This is a genomic window from Corynebacterium tapiri (assembly GCF_006334925.1).
In the GTDB taxonomy this organism is placed as follows: Bacteria; Actinomycetota; Actinomycetes; order Mycobacteriales; family Mycobacteriaceae; genus Corynebacterium; species Corynebacterium tapiri.
Genome location: NZ_VDHJ01000010.1, coordinates 91,865 through 108,324, shown reverse-complemented (window position 1 = coordinate 108,324; position 16,460 = coordinate 91,865). Strand labels below are relative to the sequence as shown.

General features: G+C 62.7%; 14 protein-coding genes. 10 read left to right on the top strand and 4 right to left on the bottom strand.

Translation table 11 applies throughout. The annotated features are described in order from the left end of the window. Positions 1-34 precede the first annotated feature (34 nt). The 3 genes from FHE74_RS08145 (at position 35) to clpX (ending at position 2,846) form a co-directional block, all read left to right on the top strand. Positions 35-787, top strand: a complete 753-nt coding sequence (locus tag FHE74_RS08145; RefSeq protein WP_139466012.1) for a CoA transferase subunit A — start codon at positions 35-37, stop codon at positions 785-787. Between the two features lies 1 nt (position 788). After that, positions 789-1,433 carry a 3-oxoacid CoA-transferase subunit B gene (locus tag FHE74_RS08140; RefSeq protein ID WP_139466011.1) on the top strand — a complete coding sequence of 215 codons (645 nt, stop codon included), beginning with the start codon at positions 789-791 and terminating at the stop codon, positions 1,431-1,433. 129 nt (positions 1,434-1,562) lie between these two features. Continuing rightward, positions 1,563-2,846 carry an ATP-dependent Clp protease ATP-binding subunit ClpX gene (clpX, locus tag FHE74_RS08135; protein ID WP_139466010.1) on the top strand — a complete coding sequence of 428 codons (1,284 nt, stop codon included), beginning with the start codon at positions 1,563-1,565 and terminating at the stop codon, positions 2,844-2,846. A gap of 20 nt (positions 2,847-2,866) precedes the next feature. Here the strand turns inward: clpX and FHE74_RS08130 are convergent, their stop codons facing one another. After that, positions 2,867-3,628 carry a TetR/AcrR family transcriptional regulator gene (locus FHE74_RS08130; RefSeq protein ID WP_139466009.1) on the bottom strand — a complete coding sequence of 254 codons (762 nt, stop codon included), beginning with the start codon at positions 3,626-3,628 and terminating at the stop codon, positions 2,867-2,869. Between the two features lie 179 nt (positions 3,629-3,807). Here FHE74_RS08130 and FHE74_RS08125 point away from each other — a divergent pair, with 179 nt between their 5' ends. From FHE74_RS08125 to FHE74_RS08110, 4 genes are read left to right on the top strand one after another with little or no spacing between them, the layout of a single operon-like run. Next, entirely contained in the window at positions 3,808-4,779 is a 972-nt protein-coding gene (locus FHE74_RS08125; RefSeq protein ID WP_139466008.1) for a malate dehydrogenase, read from the top strand. Positions 4,780-4,825: 46 nt separating this feature from the next. Continuing rightward, positions 4,826-7,534 carry a valine--tRNA ligase gene (locus FHE74_RS08120; RefSeq protein WP_218973322.1) on the top strand — a complete coding sequence of 903 codons (2,709 nt, stop codon included), beginning with the start codon at positions 4,826-4,828 and terminating at the stop codon, positions 7,532-7,534. Then, entirely contained in the window at positions 7,534-9,114 is a 1,581-nt protein-coding gene (gene folC / locus FHE74_RS08115) for a bifunctional tetrahydrofolate synthase/dihydrofolate synthase (protein ID WP_425456338.1), read from the top strand. The genes FHE74_RS08120 and folC overlap by 1 nt, the downstream gene beginning before the upstream one ends. After that, positions 9,115-9,570, top strand: a complete 456-nt coding sequence (locus FHE74_RS08110) for a DUF4233 domain-containing protein (RefSeq protein ID WP_139466006.1) — start codon at positions 9,115-9,117, stop codon at positions 9,568-9,570. Here FHE74_RS08110 and FHE74_RS08105 read toward each other — a convergent pair. Beyond that, a complete protein-coding gene (locus FHE74_RS08105; RefSeq protein ID WP_139466005.1) occupies positions 9,567-10,031 on the bottom strand; it encodes a carboxymuconolactone decarboxylase family protein in 465 nt (154 codons plus the stop codon). The two genes, FHE74_RS08110 and FHE74_RS08105, sit on opposite strands and share 4 nt — an antisense overlap. A gap of 16 nt (positions 10,032-10,047) precedes the next feature. After that, positions 10,048-10,992, bottom strand: a complete 945-nt coding sequence (locus FHE74_RS08100) for a pirin family protein (RefSeq protein ID WP_139466004.1) — start codon at positions 10,990-10,992, stop codon at positions 10,048-10,050. A gap of 98 nt (positions 10,993-11,090) precedes the next feature. Between FHE74_RS08100 and ndk the strand changes: the two genes are divergently transcribed. Both ndk and FHE74_RS08090 read left to right on the top strand, forming a co-directional pair. Next, the gene (ndk, locus tag FHE74_RS08095; protein WP_139466003.1) at positions 11,091-11,501 is read left to right on the top strand and encodes a nucleoside-diphosphate kinase; all 411 of its coding nucleotides are present in this window, start codon (positions 11,091-11,093) and stop codon (positions 11,499-11,501) included. 175 nt (positions 11,502-11,676) lie between these two features. Beyond that, a complete protein-coding gene (locus FHE74_RS08090) occupies positions 11,677-12,282 on the top strand; it encodes a TetR/AcrR family transcriptional regulator (protein ID WP_139466002.1) in 606 nt (201 codons plus the stop codon). Positions 12,283-12,294: 12 nt separating this feature from the next. On the opposite strand, the gene FHE74_RS08085 is transcribed toward FHE74_RS08090, so the two are convergent. After that, a complete protein-coding gene (locus FHE74_RS08085) occupies positions 12,295-13,014 on the bottom strand; it encodes a hypothetical protein (RefSeq protein ID WP_139466001.1) in 720 nt (239 codons plus the stop codon). A gap of 411 nt (positions 13,015-13,425) precedes the next feature. Between FHE74_RS08085 and FHE74_RS08080 the strand changes: the two genes are divergently transcribed. Continuing rightward, complete coding sequence (locus tag FHE74_RS08080; protein ID WP_425456339.1) at positions 13,426-16,284, top strand: Rne/Rng family ribonuclease; 2,859 nt, start codon at positions 13,426-13,428, stop codon at positions 16,282-16,284. Positions 16,285-16,460 lie beyond the last annotated feature (176 nt).

The following is a 16,460-nucleotide window of genomic DNA, read 5'->3' as shown; positions in this document are numbered from 1 at the left end:
TGCGCAGAGTGGTCAACGGCTATGTTGGGGCAGCATGCTGGACAAAACGATTGATTCCCCCACGGCAGCCGTTTCCGATATCCCCGATGGCGCCTCCATTGCAGTCGGCGGCTTTGGGCTCGTCGGTATCCCGGCTCGGCTTATCGACGCTCTTCGCAAGCAAGGAGCCAGCGAGCTCACCGTCATCTCCAACAACCTGGGAACAGACGGCTTCGGCCTAGGTTTGCTGCTGGAAGACAAGCGCATCGCTCGCTCCATCGGTTCCTACATCGGGTCCAACAAGGAATACGCCCGCCAATACCTGGCCGGAGAGCTGACCGTCGAGTTCACTCCGCAGGGCACCCTGGCAGAGCGTTTACGCGCCGGGGGAGCAGGGATCCCTGCCTTCTACACCAAGGCCGGGGTGGGCACCCAGCTCTCCGAAGGCGGCCTACCCGCTCGCTACAACTCTGACGGCAGCGTCGCGGAGTTCTCCCGCCCGAAGGAGACGCGCGAGTTTGGCGGCGAGCTCTTCGTGTTAGAGGAGGCAATCCAAGCCGATTTTGCGCTGGTCCATGCGCACAAGGCGGATCGCTATGGCAACCTCGTTTTCCGCAAGACGGCCCGCAACTTCAACCCGGACGTAGCCATGAGCGGGCGCGTGACCATTGCTCAGGTCGAGCACCTTGTCGACGCAATCGACCCCGACGATGTCCACGTCCCCGGGATCTACGTCGATCGCATCGTGGTCGTAGGTGAGCAGGAAACCGGGATCGAAAACCGTACCCTTACCGAGCAGGAGGCTTAGCATGACCTGGACCAAGCAGCAGATGGCTCAACGCGTCGCGCAGGAGCTTGTCGACGGCCAATATGTCAACCTGGGAATCGGTATGCCGACGCTTATCCCCGGGTACCTGCCAGCCGACAAGGAGGTGATTCTCCACTCCGAGAACGGCATCCTCGGGGTCGGGCGCTACCCCACGGAAGATGAGCTGGACCCAGAGATGATCAACGCCGGTAAGGAAACGATCACAGCGGCTGATGGCGCCTCGTTTTTCTCCTCTTCCGCATCCTTTGGCATGATCCGCTCCCGTGCTGTCGACGTTGCGGTTCTGGGGGCCATGGAGGTCTCGCAATACGGCGACCTGGCCAACTGGATGATCCCCGGAAAAATGGTCAAGGGCATGGGCGGAGCCATGGACCTGGTGCACGGAGCCAAGCAGATCATCCTCATGATGAGCCACACCACCAAGAATGGTGACTCGAAGGTCTTGGAGGCCTGCACGTTGCCGCTGACCGGAGCAAAGTGCGTGGATCTCATCGTGACCGATCACGCCGTCTTCCGGGTCGATCCCACGCAGGGGTTGACCTTGATTGATCTGGCCGAAGGAGAGACTGAGGAGTCGGTGCGCAAGGTGACGCAGGCCCCTTTCGCGGTTGAGCTTCCCGCCTAGGGCCTGGCGTTTCGAGCAGGGCAAAGGGGCATGAGCGAGCCGCCCTTAACCTGAGCCTGCGCAAGTACTAAAGTGGGGGCGATCTACTCCTAGAGGCCACCAATTGGGAAGCGAGTAACACACCTCCACATGGCACACATGCAAGAAAGCGCCGAGCTGTTGAAGTGCTCCTTCTGTGGAAAGAGCCAGAAGCAGGTGAAGAAGTTGATCGCCGGTGGCGGCGTGTACATCTGCGACGAGTGCATCGAGCTGTGTAACGAGATCATCGAAGAGGAGCTCGGCCAGCCCACCACCGAATCCGCAGGTGGGGAAAAGAAGCTGCCCCGCCCCTCCGAGATCTCCGCCTTCCTCGACCAGTACGTCATTGGGCAGACGGCCGCCAAGCGCACGCTCTCGGTGGCGGTGTACAACCACTACAAGCGCGTGCGGGCGGAGTCCGTTGCAGGCAGGCGCAAGAAGTCCGACGAGGACGTGGAGATTGCCAAGTCGAACATCCTGATGCTGGGCCCGACCGGTTCTGGCAAGACCTACTTGGCGCAAACTCTGGCGCGCATGCTCGACGTGCCCTTCGCCATCGCGGATGCCACCAGCCTGACCGAGGCGGGGTACGTGGGCGAGGATGTGGAGAACATCCTGCTCAAGCTGCTGCAGGCGGCTGACTTCGACGTCGAGCGGGCGCAGCGCGGCATCATCTACGTGGATGAGGTCGATAAGATTTCCCGGAAAGCCGACAACCCCTCCATCACGCGCGATGTCTCGGGCGAGGGCGTGCAGCAGGCACTGCTGAAGATCTTGGAGGGCACTGTTGCCTCCATCCCTCCGCAGGGCGGGCGCAAGCACCCAAACCAGGAATTCATCCAGCTGGATACCTCCAACGTGCTCTTTATCGTGGCCGGGGCTTTCGCTGGATTGGAAAAGGTCGTCGGGGAGCGTGTGGGCAAGAAGGGCCTGGGGTTCGGCGCGGAGCTGGACGCAGCGGCTGATCGCCAGGAGCACGATCTCTTCAGCAAGGTCATGCCTGAGGACCTGGTGAAGTTTGGTCTCATCCCCGAGTTCATCGGGCGACTCCCCGTCGTGGCGACGGTGGAAGATCTGGACAAGGACTCGCTGGTTCGCGTGCTCACCGAGCCAAAGAATTCCCTGGTCAAGCAGTACGAGCGGCTGTTTGCCATGGATGACGCGCATCTGCGCTTTGAGCCCGACGCGCTCGAGGCCATCGCGGAGAAGGCCCTTGACCGGGGGACAGGTGCGCGCGGACTGCGCGCAATCATGGAAGACATTTTGGTCCCCGTCATGTTCGATGTGCCGGATCAGGAGAACCTGCGCGAGGTCGTGGTCACCAAGGAGGCCGTGCGTGGAGAGCAGTCACCGCGCTTGGTGATGGATGAGGACGTCGACGAGAAAACGGCCTAGGGCCGCAAAGGCTCTAAGCCTTATTCGTCAATAAAAATGACGGAATCGCTCAAGTTCGATCCGCCGTCGCCGTAGAGAGAATCGCTGGCGTCGGCGGATTCGCTATTGCCTGCCGGGCGGGTGATGTAGCTCGTCTCTCCCGTATTGGCCATGTTCGACGTCAGGAAGGACAGCACGGCGTCGGTAATCAGGCGACGCATTCCCACCGTGTTCGCCTCATCCTGCAGGTCAATGCCATACAGGTTGACGATGAGCTTGCTGTTGGAGATGCGGTAGAACATCAGCGACGTGAAAATGCTGTACACGTCGAGCGCGGAGATACCGGGCCGGAAGGCTCCAGCCTCCTGCCCGAGCAGGAGCAGGCGGTCCAGGTACAGGGTCATGTTGGACTCGTCGCTGAACGGTAGTTGCTCCGTGGCGCGAGTCGGGCCAGCCAGGCTTTCCCACAGCAGCAGGCGCACCGACTCGGGGTGCGCTTCAAAGGTGTTGAACAGGGCGTCGATAAGCGAACGAACCCCATCCACCGGAACCGTTGACTCAAAGTCCAAGTCCTGCTCCGGGACGTGGAGGCGTTCAATCGCTGCCGTCACCGCGCGCGCATAGAGCCCACGCTTGTCGCCGAAGTGGTAGTGAATCATGCGCTTGGTCATTCCCGATGCCTTGGCGATCGCCTCGAGCTTGGTGTTTTTGTACCCGCTCTCGGAGAACATGGTCACGGCAACGGAGAGAACATGGTCAGGGCTTACCGACGTTGTGGTGGCCTCATCAGTTGCGTTGTCCATGCTCTCTTCACCTCTCGGCGTGTGGTCATCGATGTCACTATGAAAAGTAGCCAACTCGTCAACCCGAGCTCGCTACGATCGAAACTGTACCCCGGTCGTGTCTGGAGATTCCGCGATTGCGGTCGGCAGACACCAATTATGGGGGTGCAGGACGTACGATTCTGCGACAAGGAGCGAACATGAACGCCACCCCGATTCGAGTCACCGTCACCGGTGCAGCAGGAAACATTGCCTACTCCCTCTTGTGGCGCATTGCCTCTGGCGATGTCTTCGGGCCTAACACTCCGGTGGATCTCCGGCTGCTCGAGATTCCGCAGGCCGCACGAGCCGCGGAAGGGGTGCAGATGGAGCTGGCGGATTCCGCTTTCCCCTTGGTCAGCGACATCACCGTCACCGACGATCCCGCGGTGGCCTTCGACGGGGCAAACGCCTGCTTCCTGGTGGGCGCTCGCCCGCGCACCAAGGGCATGGAGCGCTCGGACCTGCTTACGGCCAACGGTGAGATCTTTACCGTTCAGGGGGCCGCGATCAACGATCACGCCGCCGACGATGTGCGCGTGCTGGTGGTGGGAAACCCGGCGAACACCAACGCGCTGATCACCCAGCGCAATGCACAGGATGTGCCAGCTGATCGCTTCCACGCCCTCATGCGCTTGGACCACAACCGTGCGCTGAGCCAGCTCGCTCAACGCCTGGAGGTATCCACGACTGACCTGGAAAAGGTCGCAGTGTGGGGCAACCACTCTGCCACGCAGTTCCCCGACCTGACCTACGCGCTGTCTGGGGGCAAGCCCGTGGAGGTCGACCAGGCCTGGTACACCGACGAGTTCATTCCGCGCGTGGCCAAGCGTGGCGCAGAGATCATTGACGTGCGTGGAAGCTCCTCGGCGGCTTCCGCTGCCTCAGCTGCCGCGGATCACATGCGGGACTGGGTGCACGGCTCCGCAGGGTGGGTCACCGCCGCGGTGATTTCGGACGGCTCCTACGGAGTGGATGAGGGGCTGATTTCGGGATTCCCAACCGTTGCCAAGGACGGTGCCTATTCGATCGTTCCGGACCTGGAGCTCAGCGACTTCCAGCGCGAGCGCATCGAGGCTTCTGTGAAGGAACTGCGCGCCGAGCGCGAGGCCGTGTCTCACCTGTTGAAGTAGCGCGCAGACGGCTGGGGTGCAGGGCAAATTTTGCACTCCCGATATGATGGAGCGCGTGACTGAGCGAAATGAGATCCTAGGCACCAACCGCGCCGACAGCCTGCCCAAATCGTGGGAGCCCAGCGAACACGAAGCAGGGTTGTACGAGCACTGGGTATCCAGCGGATTCTTCACCGCGGATGCCTCCAGTTCTAAGCCTCCGTTCTCTATTGTCCTGCCGCCGCCGAACGTCACCGGCCAGCTGCACATGGGCCACGCGCTCGACCACACGCTTATGGACTGCCTGGCGCGTCGCAAGCGCATGCAGGGCTATGAGGTCCTGTGGCTGCCTGGCATGGACCACGCCGGCATCGCTACCCAGTCCAAGGTCGAGGCCTCGCTCAAGGAGACCGAGGGCAAGCGTCGCTGGGATTACGAGCGCGACGAGTTCGTAGCCAAGGTCTGGGACTGGAAGAACAAGTACGGCGGCACCATCGCCGGCCAGATGCGCGCCATCGGCGATTCCGTCGACTGGTCCCGCGAGCGATTTACCCTGGATGAGAACCTGGCGCGCGCCGTGCAGACCATCTTCAAGGAGCTGTACGACCGCGACCTCATCTACCGCGCTAACCGCCTGGTCAACTGGTCGCCGATCCTGGAGACGGCCGTCAGCGATCAGGAAGTGGTGTACAAGGACGTCGAGGGTGAGCTCGTGTCCTTCCGTTACGGTTCGCTTAACGACGACGAGCCGCACCTGGTCGTGGCCACAACCCGCATTGAGACGATGCTGGGCGACGTCGCCATCGCGGTCCACCCGGACGACGAGCGCTACACCCACCTGGTGGGCCAGGAGCTCGCTCACCCCTTCCGCGACGACCTCACCCTGAAGGTCATCGCCGACGACTATGTCGACCCCGAGTTCGGCACGGGCGCGGTGAAGATCACCCCGGCCCACGACCCGAACGACTACGCCATGGGCGTGCGCCACAACCTGGACATGCCCACGATCATGGACACCACCGGGCACATTGCCAATACCGGCACGCGCTTTGACGGCCTGAGCCGCGAAGAGGCCCGCGTCCAGCTCAACGAGGCGCTGCGTGAGCAGGGGCGCATCGTTAAGGAGATCCGCCCCTACGTGCACTCTGTTGGCCACTCCGAGCGTTCCGGCGAAGCCATCGAGCCGCGCCTGAGCCTGCAGTGGTTTGTCAAGGTCAAGGAGCTGGCCAAGATGGCCGGTGACGCCGTGCGCGAGGGCGATACGACCATCCACCCGCAGTCGCTGGAAGCTCGCTACTTCGACTGGGTCGATGACATGCACGACTGGTGCATCTCCCGACAGCTGTGGTGGGGCCACCGCATCCCGATCTTCTACGGCCCCGACGGGGACGTCGTATGCGTCGGGCCGGATGAGGAGGCCCCCGCCGGTTACGAGCAGGATCCGGACGTGCTGGACACCTGGTTCTCCTCTGGCCTGTGGCCCTTCTCCACGTTGGGCTGGCCCGACAAGACCGAGGACCTGTCGCGCTTCTATCCCACCTCGGTGTTGGTCACTGGGTACGACATCATCTTCTTCTGGGTGGCGCGCATGATGATGTTTGCCACCTTCGCCTCAAAGGTCACCCCGGACGTGATTCCGGCTGGTGAGTCCGGTCGCCCGCAGGTTCCGTTCACGGACGTCTACCTGCACGGCCTGGTCCGCGACGAGCAGGGACGCAAGATGTCCAAGTCGCTGGGCAACGGCATCGACCCGATGGACTGGGTCGAGCGATTCGGCGCGGACGCGCTGCGCTTCACCCTGGCGCGCGGTGCTAACCCGGGCGTGGATCTGCCGGTGGGCGATGATCACGCGCAGAGCTCTCGCAACTTTGCCACCAAGATCTACAACGCCACCAAGTTCGCCCTCATGAACGGCGCGGCAGTAGATGCCCTGCCCGAGCGCGCGGCGCTAACCGATGCCGACCGCTGGATCCTGGATCGCCTGGAGCAGACCCGCGCCAAGGTCGACGACTACTTGGATCGCTACCAGTTTGCTAAGGCCAACGAGGAGCTCTACCAGTTCACCTGGAACGAGTTCTGCGACTGGTACGTGGAGATCGCCAAGACCCAGATCCCCCGCGAGGGCACCAGCGAGCAGGGGCGAAACACGCAGATTGTCCTAGGACGTGTGCTCGACGTCATCCTGCGCCTGCTGCACCCGACCATGCCGTTTGTGACGGAGAAGCTCTGGACCACGCTGACTGGGCAGAATTCTGTGGTGGTTGCTACTTGGCCCACGGCCGAGGACACCAACGGTGGTGTGGAGCCGGATGAGCGCGCGGCCACACGCATGAGCGACGCCATTGCTCTGATTACCGAGCTGCGCCGCTTCCGTGCAGACCAAGGCGTTAAGCCTTCCCAGCGCGTTCCCGCACTCATCGACTTCGCTTCCGTGGACCTTGCTGAGCAGGAAGAGCTCATTCGTTCTGTCGCTCGTGTCGACGCACCGGGTGATCAGTTCTCCGAGTCCGCCAGCCTAGAGGTGCGCCTGAGCTCCTCCACGGTGAACGTGGGCCTGGACACCTCCTCCGCGGTGGACAAGGAAGCCGAGCGAGCACGCCTGAACAAGGACCTGGCTGCGGCCACCAAGGAGTTGGAGACCACGGGCAAGAAGCTCGGCAACGAGAACTTCCTGGCCAAGGCCCCGGCTGAGGTGGTGGACAAGATCCGCGCTCGCCAGGCCCTGGCGCAGGAAGAGGTCGAGCGCATTACCGCTCGTCTAGAGGGGCTGAAGTAGTGGGAGCACACGACGAGCCCTCTACCGGGCCCGACCTGGAGCAGCTGCGTCAGGCCCTGGAGCAGGCCCACGCTGAGTCCCCAGAGGAGGAGCACGACGTTCTGGACACCGAGTTCGGGCGCATCAGCGTGGAGGATCACGGGCTGAGCCTGAACTTGGGGGAGTCTCATCAGGAAAACCCCGAGGTGGTCTCCCGCGAAATCACCGAGGCTGATCGCGTGCGCCTGGCGGAGGTCGAGCAGGAGCTCCTGGCGCGATGGCCCGAAACCAAGATCGACCCTTCGTTGGATCGCATCCGCCTGCTTATGGACTTCCTGGGTTCGCCCGAGAAGACCTTTGCCTCGATCCACATTGCGGGCACCAACGGCAAGTCCTCGACCGCGCGCATGGTGGAGTCTTTGCTGCGCGCCTTCCACCGGCGCACGGGCCGGACTACGAGTCCGCACCTGCAGTCCATCACCGAGCGCATAGGCATCGACGGCGAGCCGATCCACCCGGCGGACTTCGTGCGCATCTACGAGGAGATCCTGCCGTTCGTGCGCATGGTCGACGAGCGCAGCGAGCATCCGATGAGCATGTTCGAGGTGCTCATCGCCATCGCCTACAGTGCCTTCGCCGACGCCCCGGTTGATGTGGCCGTGGTCGAGGTGGGACTGGGTGGCACTTGGGATGCCACCAACGTGATCAGCTCGGACGTCGCCGTGGTCATGCCCATTGGCCTCGATCACACGGATTACCTTGGCGAGACCTTGGAGGAGATCGCGGGGGAGAAGGCGGGGATCATCAAGTCCCGCTGGGATAAGGACGACCTGCTCACCCCTCCCGACAACGTGGCGATCGTCGCCGAGCAAGAACCAGAAGCACTAAAGGTCGTTTTGGAACGCGCTATCTCGGTGGATGCCTCGGTCGCTCGCGCCGGAAGTGAGTTCGGAGTGGTGGAATCCACGCTCGCGGTGGGCGGCCAGATGCTCACCCTGCGCGGTCTCGGTGGGGACTACACCGAGATCTTCCTGCCCCTGGCGGGAGAGCACCAGGCCCGCAACGCGGCGATTGCCCTGGCAGCAGTAGAGGCTTTCTTCGGCGCGGGAACCGGGCGTCCGCTAGACATCGACACCGTCCGCAAGGGATTCGCGCAGTGCGTCTCTCCGGGGCGCTTGGAGCGGGTGCGCTCCACTCCGGCGACGCTTATCGACGCCGCTCACAACCCCCATGGTGCGCGTGCCCTGGCGCAGGCCATCGAGCGCGATTTCGACTTCTCCCGGCTTATCGGCGTCGTCGGAATCCTGGGCGAAAAGGATGCCCGCGGCATCCTCACCGAGCTGGAGAGCTGCCTTAGCGAGGTCGTCATTACCCAGCCGATCTCGCCTCGCGCCACGGATGCCTACGAGCTTGCAGAGACCGCCCGGGACGTATTCGGGGAGGAGCGCGTCCACGTCATGGACAACCTCGCCGGCGCGTACGCGCTTGCCGTCGAGCTCGCCGAGGACGCGGACATTCAGTCAGGATCGGGCATCGTCATTACCGGCTCCGTGGTCACTGCTGGTCAGGCCCGCGCCATGTTTGGAAAGGACCCACAGTAAATGAGTGCTCGTTCCCGTGACCAGCGTGTTGAGGTCGGCCCGCTGGGTCCAGGAAGCGTCCCCATCAAGGATCCCCTCAAGGGTCTGCGCGGGGTGGTCTCCGGCATGCTCATCCTCGAGGCCATTACGATCTTCCTGGCGCTGACCGTGGTGCTCAAGGTGGATTCGGGTGCGCTGTGGACGCCGTTCAACATCGCCTTCATCGTGGCGCTGGGCTTCGCGCACGTCGTCCTAGCGTTCCTGCAGCGATTCTCCTGGGGCATGAAGGCTGCTATTGCCCTGCAATTCGTAGGAATCATTGGCGGCATCCTGGTCCACTGGTCAGTAACCGCCATCATGGTGATCTTTGGCCTGGTGTGGTGGTACATGCTCTTCCTCAGAGCCAACCTGATCGAGCGCATGAAGCGTGGCCTGCTGACCACACAACACCTGGGCACAGGGGAAGAGCGACGCTAGTCGCCGCTGAGCGGAGGATGCCCCGACATGATGGACAGCCGGTTGTAGCTGTTGATCATCACGATCGCCCACTCCAAGACGGCGACCTGCTCCTCCGCGAAAACCTGTAGCGCGTCGACCGCAGCGTCGGCCTTGCGCACGCCTGCGGGCATGAGTGTGATGTGCTCAGCTAGCTCGAGGGCCGTTCGCTCCTCGAGGTTAAAGACGTCGGTTTCCCGCCAGGAAGGCAGGATGTCGAGCTTGGTCTCGGCAACTCCCAGACGACGCGCCCGCGGCACATGAATAGACAGGCATGCTGCGCAACCATTGATTTGGCTGGCTCGCACGAGGGCAAGCTCTACCAGGGCCGGGTCGAGGTCAACCTCCTTTATCAACCTCTTTACCTGCCCGTTGACCTTGCCCAGCGCGGAATACAGGTCGGGGAAAATCTTGTCCAGGTAAGGCCCGTGGTTAGGAGTCATTGGTTCCTCTCAAGGGTTAGGTACGAGCTACCGGGGCTGGATTAACTCGCGGTCTTAACCGGGTGTTCGGTAGCGGCGGCGCGGGCAATCGGTCTACGCCTTCACGGTCATGGGAAATATATCCACGCGTGTGCCCGAAGCGCTCGTCGTGGTGTTCCCACTGTTGGCGGAACTGCTCGATCTCCTCGTGACTGCGACCGAGGAAGTTCCACCACATCACGATCTGCTCGCGAAACGGCTCGCCTCCGATCAGGATGAGGCGCGCCGGGTGGTCGGAGGCATTCGCAATGCTTATCGACGTCTCTCCGACCCCTGTATAGGCCAACGCGCTGACCTCGACGTGGGTGGAGCCGACAGTGATGTCTCCAGAATCGACCAGCACTCCGTGTTCGAAGTCGGGATTGAGCCCGAGAACCACCTCGCTGTGGGGCTCGACGGTGATCTCGGCGCCCACCAGAGGAGTAAACGTGGGAATAGGAGAGCGGGCCCCGGCCAATTCACCGATGAATACCAGGGCATGGCCGCCGTCGAGAAGCGTGCGCGGCGGGCGGAAGTGATCGAAGCGACGCTGGCCGTGGCGAGCGGAATCGGGCAGGGCGGTCCACAGCTGTACTCCGTGCAGCACGGTGGTGGACTGCGTGGAGACCTCCGAGTGGCAGATGCCTGCCCCGGCGGTCATGAGGTTGACCTCCCCCGGGACGACGACGGCGTGGTGATCGCCGGAGTCATGGTGCATGACGTTTCCGCTAAACAGCCAGCTCACCGTTTGTAATCCGGTGTGTGGATGGGGTGCGACGTCCATGCCGCCGCTTTTAGACACATTGTCGGGCCCGTAGTGGTCGATAAAGCACCAGGCGCCGATGAGAGAGCGTTGCTTTTGGGGCAACGTTCTGCGGACGGTCATGGCCCGCGGCCCGCCTAACGGGACGTCGCGTGAGCTAAGGATTTCAACGGCAGTCATAGTGCCATACTAATAATGTTGACTCTTCAACAAAAGGTCTAACTGCTTAACGGGAGTTGGACAGCACGGGCAGGAGGTTGGCCGGTAGGCTGTGGGTCATGACTGAACGTACGCTGATTCTGATCAAGCCGGACGGTGTGGCCAACGGCCATGTTGGAGAGATCATCGCTCGCATCGAGCGCAAGGGCCTCAAGCTCGCTGCGCTGGATCTGCGCGTGACCGACCGCGAGACCGCCGAGAAGCACTACGCGGAGCACAAGGATAAGCCGTTCTTCGGCGAGCTGGTGGACTTTATCACCTCCGCTCCGCTGGTCGCCGGCATCGTCGAGGGCGAGCGCGCCATCGAAGCATGGCGTCAGCTGGCCGGTGGAACTGACCCGGTGTCCAAGGCCACCCCGGGCACCATCCGTGGCGACTTCGCCCTGACCGTGGGTGAGAACGTTGTTCACGGCTCCGACTCTCCGGAGTCCGCCGAGCGCGAGATCAACATCTGGTTCCCGAACCTCTAAGGTTCAGAGAAACTAACCGCCGTTCCCTCGCTGGAACGGCGTTTTTGTTGTTTGCGCCGGTTATGCAAAAGCGAAATCACTACCCATAAGATCCGCTTATGTCTGGTGGGCTGAATCGGGTACTCTCATATCAATCCGAGCTGACCGCATCCGTCGATAGGAGACATTCACAGCCATGGGTGGACGCGTGCAGCAACGCCGCTCGCAATTGAAAAAGCAGGCAATCCTCGATGCCGCCATCGACCTCATGTTTGAGTTCGGTTTGCAGGGGGTGACCCATCGGCAGGTAGCCACGCGCGCTGCTGTCCCGGTGGGGTCGATCGGTTACTACTTCCACACTCGAGATGAGCTGCTTGTGCACGCGGTCACCGCGATGGGGCAGCGCCGTGCCGCGCATGTGGCGGAGCTTAACGACGACCTTGCGTACCTGGCCGGTGCGAGCAATGAACACGTCGCCAGCGCAATCCTGGATTTGATCATTCCCGACCCGCAGTTCTGGCTTACCGGCTGGGTGGGAGTGTCCATGGACTGCACGCGTGAGTCGGCGACGCTGCGCGAATGCATGTCTACCATCCGTAACGAACAGCTGGAAGATATTGGGCAAGCATTACAGGCCGCCCAGAGGGATATCGACCCCGCAATCGTGGTGCTCGTGGTGGACGGGTGCGTCGTCCGGGCAGTGGGTGTGGATGCCCAAGCTACCTACCAAGACACCCACGACACCTTGGTGGACCTTTTGTCCATGGGGGTTGCGCGGCGCACCGAACCGGTGTCGAGCTAACGCGGTAGCGCGCTAGCGAGAGCGGGCTGCTGATATCGTTTTCACGGCTAGGGGAGTCAGGCTCGCCTCGGGGCGGCGCTTGCCGTGGGAGTCGTACTGCCAGCGGGTCTTTACTAACTCCGCCTTATCCAGCAGGTCCATGTCTTCTCGAATCTCGGCTTCGGGGGCGTCGAGAAGCGCACTGAGAGTGACATCCCGGACGAAGACTCCGTCGACGGCGCCGCACGCCACCATCGCAGCCAGGAAATCACCGTGGGCTTCGGCGGCGTTAACACCGGAGGTGGTTACCCCTTCCAGCGAGGAAGTTTGAAGCAGCCGCTTGAGCCGACGGTTGCCAACGCGTTGAACCTGGTAGCCAGAACGCAACACCACGCTTAAGCCGAGCGCGTGGGCCGTACCGGCGGCGAGGGCACCAGCCAGCGGTGATTGCAGCGAATCGATGGCGAGCCACGAGGCGGGAAAAGAGGCGATCAGGGGAATGAAGGGCTTGGCGACCAAAAGGAGGGTTGGATAGTCACCCGAGCGATACTCCACAACCTCTAGCTGGGGGTTCACCTTGGTCGAGCGCCAGGCCCAGATTCCGGAGGCGATGAGGATGACGATCGCTGGGATGCAAATCAGGGGGTTTTCCAGCGACAAACCGGCAAAGATCGCGCCGAACGAGATCGCTGTTGGCCACACTGCAGCCGGATGAGGGTGCAAATCCTTGCGATAACGCTCGATGGCCGACATGTGGGCCAAGGCTAGCGCAGGTATGTCACCCCGTCTAAGGATGTCAGGGTGTGCGACAATAGTCGCAGCGCCACCAAAGTAAGCGTTCGGCGCATCGATTTCTTTCATCAGGAAACTGCATCTTTTCTGCCCGCGCGGCGGCGGTCCTCGTTACACGTAGTGGACCAGCGCCCGGGTTAGAGAGGCATGCCGGTTACGTTCCTCAAAAGGAGAAGTACCGTGGCAGATAACTCAAATACCCACCAGGCGTGGGAACAGATCGCTCATGCAGCAAACACCATTGATCGCGCGGAGCTGGGCTCGTCCATCCGTGTGTACGTCCTGGCCAAGAAGTTGGGAGTCTCATCGCGCCAGCTGACCAACGCGCTGGCGGAAAACGGGGAGCGCAAGGTCGCCCAGAGCTCGTTGAGCATGGACGTGGTGGACGCTTTGTTTGCTACCGCGACCCAGCGCGTGGGCGCAACTGAGAAGAAGGAAGTGTCGGGCGAGGCCGGCGAGGACGCGGCCCCGGCTAAGAAGAAGCCGGCACGTAAGCGCTCTACCAAGTCCGCCTCCAAGGCGACGAAGAAGACGACCACAAAGTCCACCAAGAAGGCTGAAGAGCCCCAGGACGAGGAGCCTCAGGCCGAAGAGTCGACCGAGAAGACTGCCAAGAAGACCACCAAACGGTCCACCAAGCGCACCACCAAAAAGCCCGCCAAGAAGGCGTCCCCCGCCAAGAAGCAGGAGGACGCCCCGGCCAAGGAAGAGCAGGTCGACGAGGAGAAGCTGCGCGAGCGGGTCCGCAAGAACGTCGAGAATGAGATCCACCAGATCGAGGAAAAGGTGGCCGCAGAGCTGCTTAACGCCAGCGAGTCGGATCTGGAGGAGGTAGCGCCCGAGATCACCCCGGCACCGCAGGACGACGACTCAGAAGCCGACGAGTTCGCGCCGGTTTTTGTCGCGCCCGCTGACGGCGCTGCACCCAGCGATGAGAAGGACGGCGCTGAGGAAGAAAGCGAGTCTGGCAAGGGGCGCCGGGGACGGCGTCGCTCCGCGCGTCGGAAGCCCGCCTCCCAGCGCAAGGCTAAGGAGCAGGTGCACGTCGAGGAACCTGAAACCGAGGAGACTGAGACGGAGGAGCCCGCGACCACCGAGCCGGTGGCGATCAAGGGTTCTACCCGTCTGGAGGCTCAGCGCCGTCGCCGCTCTGAGATGCGCGAGGCTGGTAAGTCGCGCAAACACATCGTCTCGCAGGCGGAATTCCTGGCGCGCCGGGAATCGGTGAACCGCACGATGGTGGTGCGCGAGCGTGAGCGCACCGATCGGGCTGGGGCACTGACCCAGATCGGAGTGCTGGAAGACGGCATGCTCGTCGAGCACTTTGTCACCTCCGATGAGCAAACCTCCATGATCGGCAACATCTACCTGGGGCGTGTGCAGAACGTGTTGCCTTCAATGGAGGCTGCCTTCATTGACATCGGAACTGGGCGCAATGGCGTGCTTTATGCCTCGGACATCGACTTCAAGGCGCTCGGCCAGCGCACCCGCTCCATTGAGCAGGCCCTAAAGTCTGGGGATCAGATTCTGGTTCAGGTGTCCAAGGATCCTTTGGGGCATAAGGGTCCGCGGCTGACTACCCAGGTATCTTTGGCCGGCCGCTTCCTGGTGTACGTGCCCGGCGGGCGCAGCGCGGGAATCTCGCGCAAGCTGCCGGCACCGGAGCGCAAGCGCCTCAAGGAGATCCTGGGTCGTGTCATCCCCGGTAAGGGGGGAGCGATCATCCGGACGGCTGCGGAGAACACCTCCGAGGAGGCCATCGCCACCGATGTGAAGCGTCTGCACACGGCGTGGGAGAACATCACCGAGCGCGCTGAGAAGCTCAAGGCCAAGAAGGGCGCCAAGCCGGCCACCCTGTACGAGGAGCCGGAGACCCTGATCAAGGTCATCCGGGACGTGTTCAACGAGGACTTCTCTGCTCTGATCGTGGAAGGCGATCGTGTATGGAACAAGGTCAGCTCCTACGTCGGTTCCGTCGCACCCGACCTCAAGGGGCGCCTGGAGCGCTACCACGCTGAGCAGCACGGCGACCGTTCCTCTTTTGAGGAGTACCGCGTCGACGAACAGCTGCAAAAGGCCCTGGCGCGTAAGGTCTGGCTGCCCTCTGGTGGCCATCTGGTCATCGACCACACCGAGGCGATGGTGGTCATTGACGTCAACACCGGCCGCTTCACCGGCTCCGGAGGCAACCTGGAAGAGACTGTCACCCGCAATAACCTCGAGGCGGCCGAGGAGATCGTGCGTCAGATGCGCCTGCGTGATCTTGGCGGAATGATCGTGGTCGACTTCATCGATATGGTCCTGCCCGAGAACCAGGACCTGGTGCTGCGCCGCCTGAAGGAGGCCCTTGGCCGGGACCGCACCCGCCACCAGGTCAGTGAGGTGACTTCGCTCGGCTTGGTGCAGATGACCCGCAAGCGACTGGGAACCGGCCTCTTGGAGACCTTCGCCAGCACCTGCGAGAACTGCGTTGGTCGCGGCCTCATCGTCCACGACGAGCCAGTGGACCCACACGCCGGTGAACGCGAGCACGACAACGAGCGTGCCGCCCACCATGCGCCGCGCGAGCACGAGGCGCCGCGCAAGCGCGCATCCTCGAACGAGGATCTGGAGCGCCTGGCCGACTCGGTCCTGTCGGTAGACGCAGAGGAGGACTCCGAGGAGGAGAACGCTTCTCGACGTTCGAGTCGCCGCCGGGGACGTCGTGGTGGCAACCGTGGGCGGGGCGCTCGGAATCGTCGGGATGCTCAGCACGAGGAGCATGCCGAGGGCGCTGACACGCTCAGCGAGGTAGAGCAGATCGCCGCGGCCGCAGTGGATACCGCGACGCGCCTTGACCCCGAGGAGCCTTCGGATGCGGACTACGTGGGTGACGAGCAAGCCTTCCAGGCTGCAGTCGCTGAGTTCGAGGCATCCCCTCGCCGCAAGCGCCGCACGCGGGGTAACTCGGTGTCGGATCGCAGGCCCCGCCGCGAAGACTTTGTGATGCAGCCTCAGGCCGCCGAGCCTGCGGTAGAGGAGGTTGCGGAAGACTCTGCAAAGGACGAGGCTCGGTCCAGCTCGCGTACCCGCGGGCGTCGCCGAGCTGTGCGTCGTGCTGCCACTTCCAAGAACAAGGCGGTTAAGCAGCATGCGCAGTCCAGCAAGGCTAGGGAGTCTGCGGAGAAGCCATCGGCAAGTGCTAGCGGGGGACGTCGCCGTCGGGCTACCCGGCGCTCTCCCCGTCGCTAGCAAAGCGGTTTGGAATCCGGGCGGGTAGCGGGGTAGTCTTTGTCAGTCACTGTTTTGAGCGCTATCGCGCCGCCTGTCCGGCTGCTCTCGCTGGCCGAACGGAAGCAGGCGCTACAGCCTTAAAGCGGAAATGAAGTAACTGTCCATTCAGGCTTCGGGCCCCGGTTGACGTGACT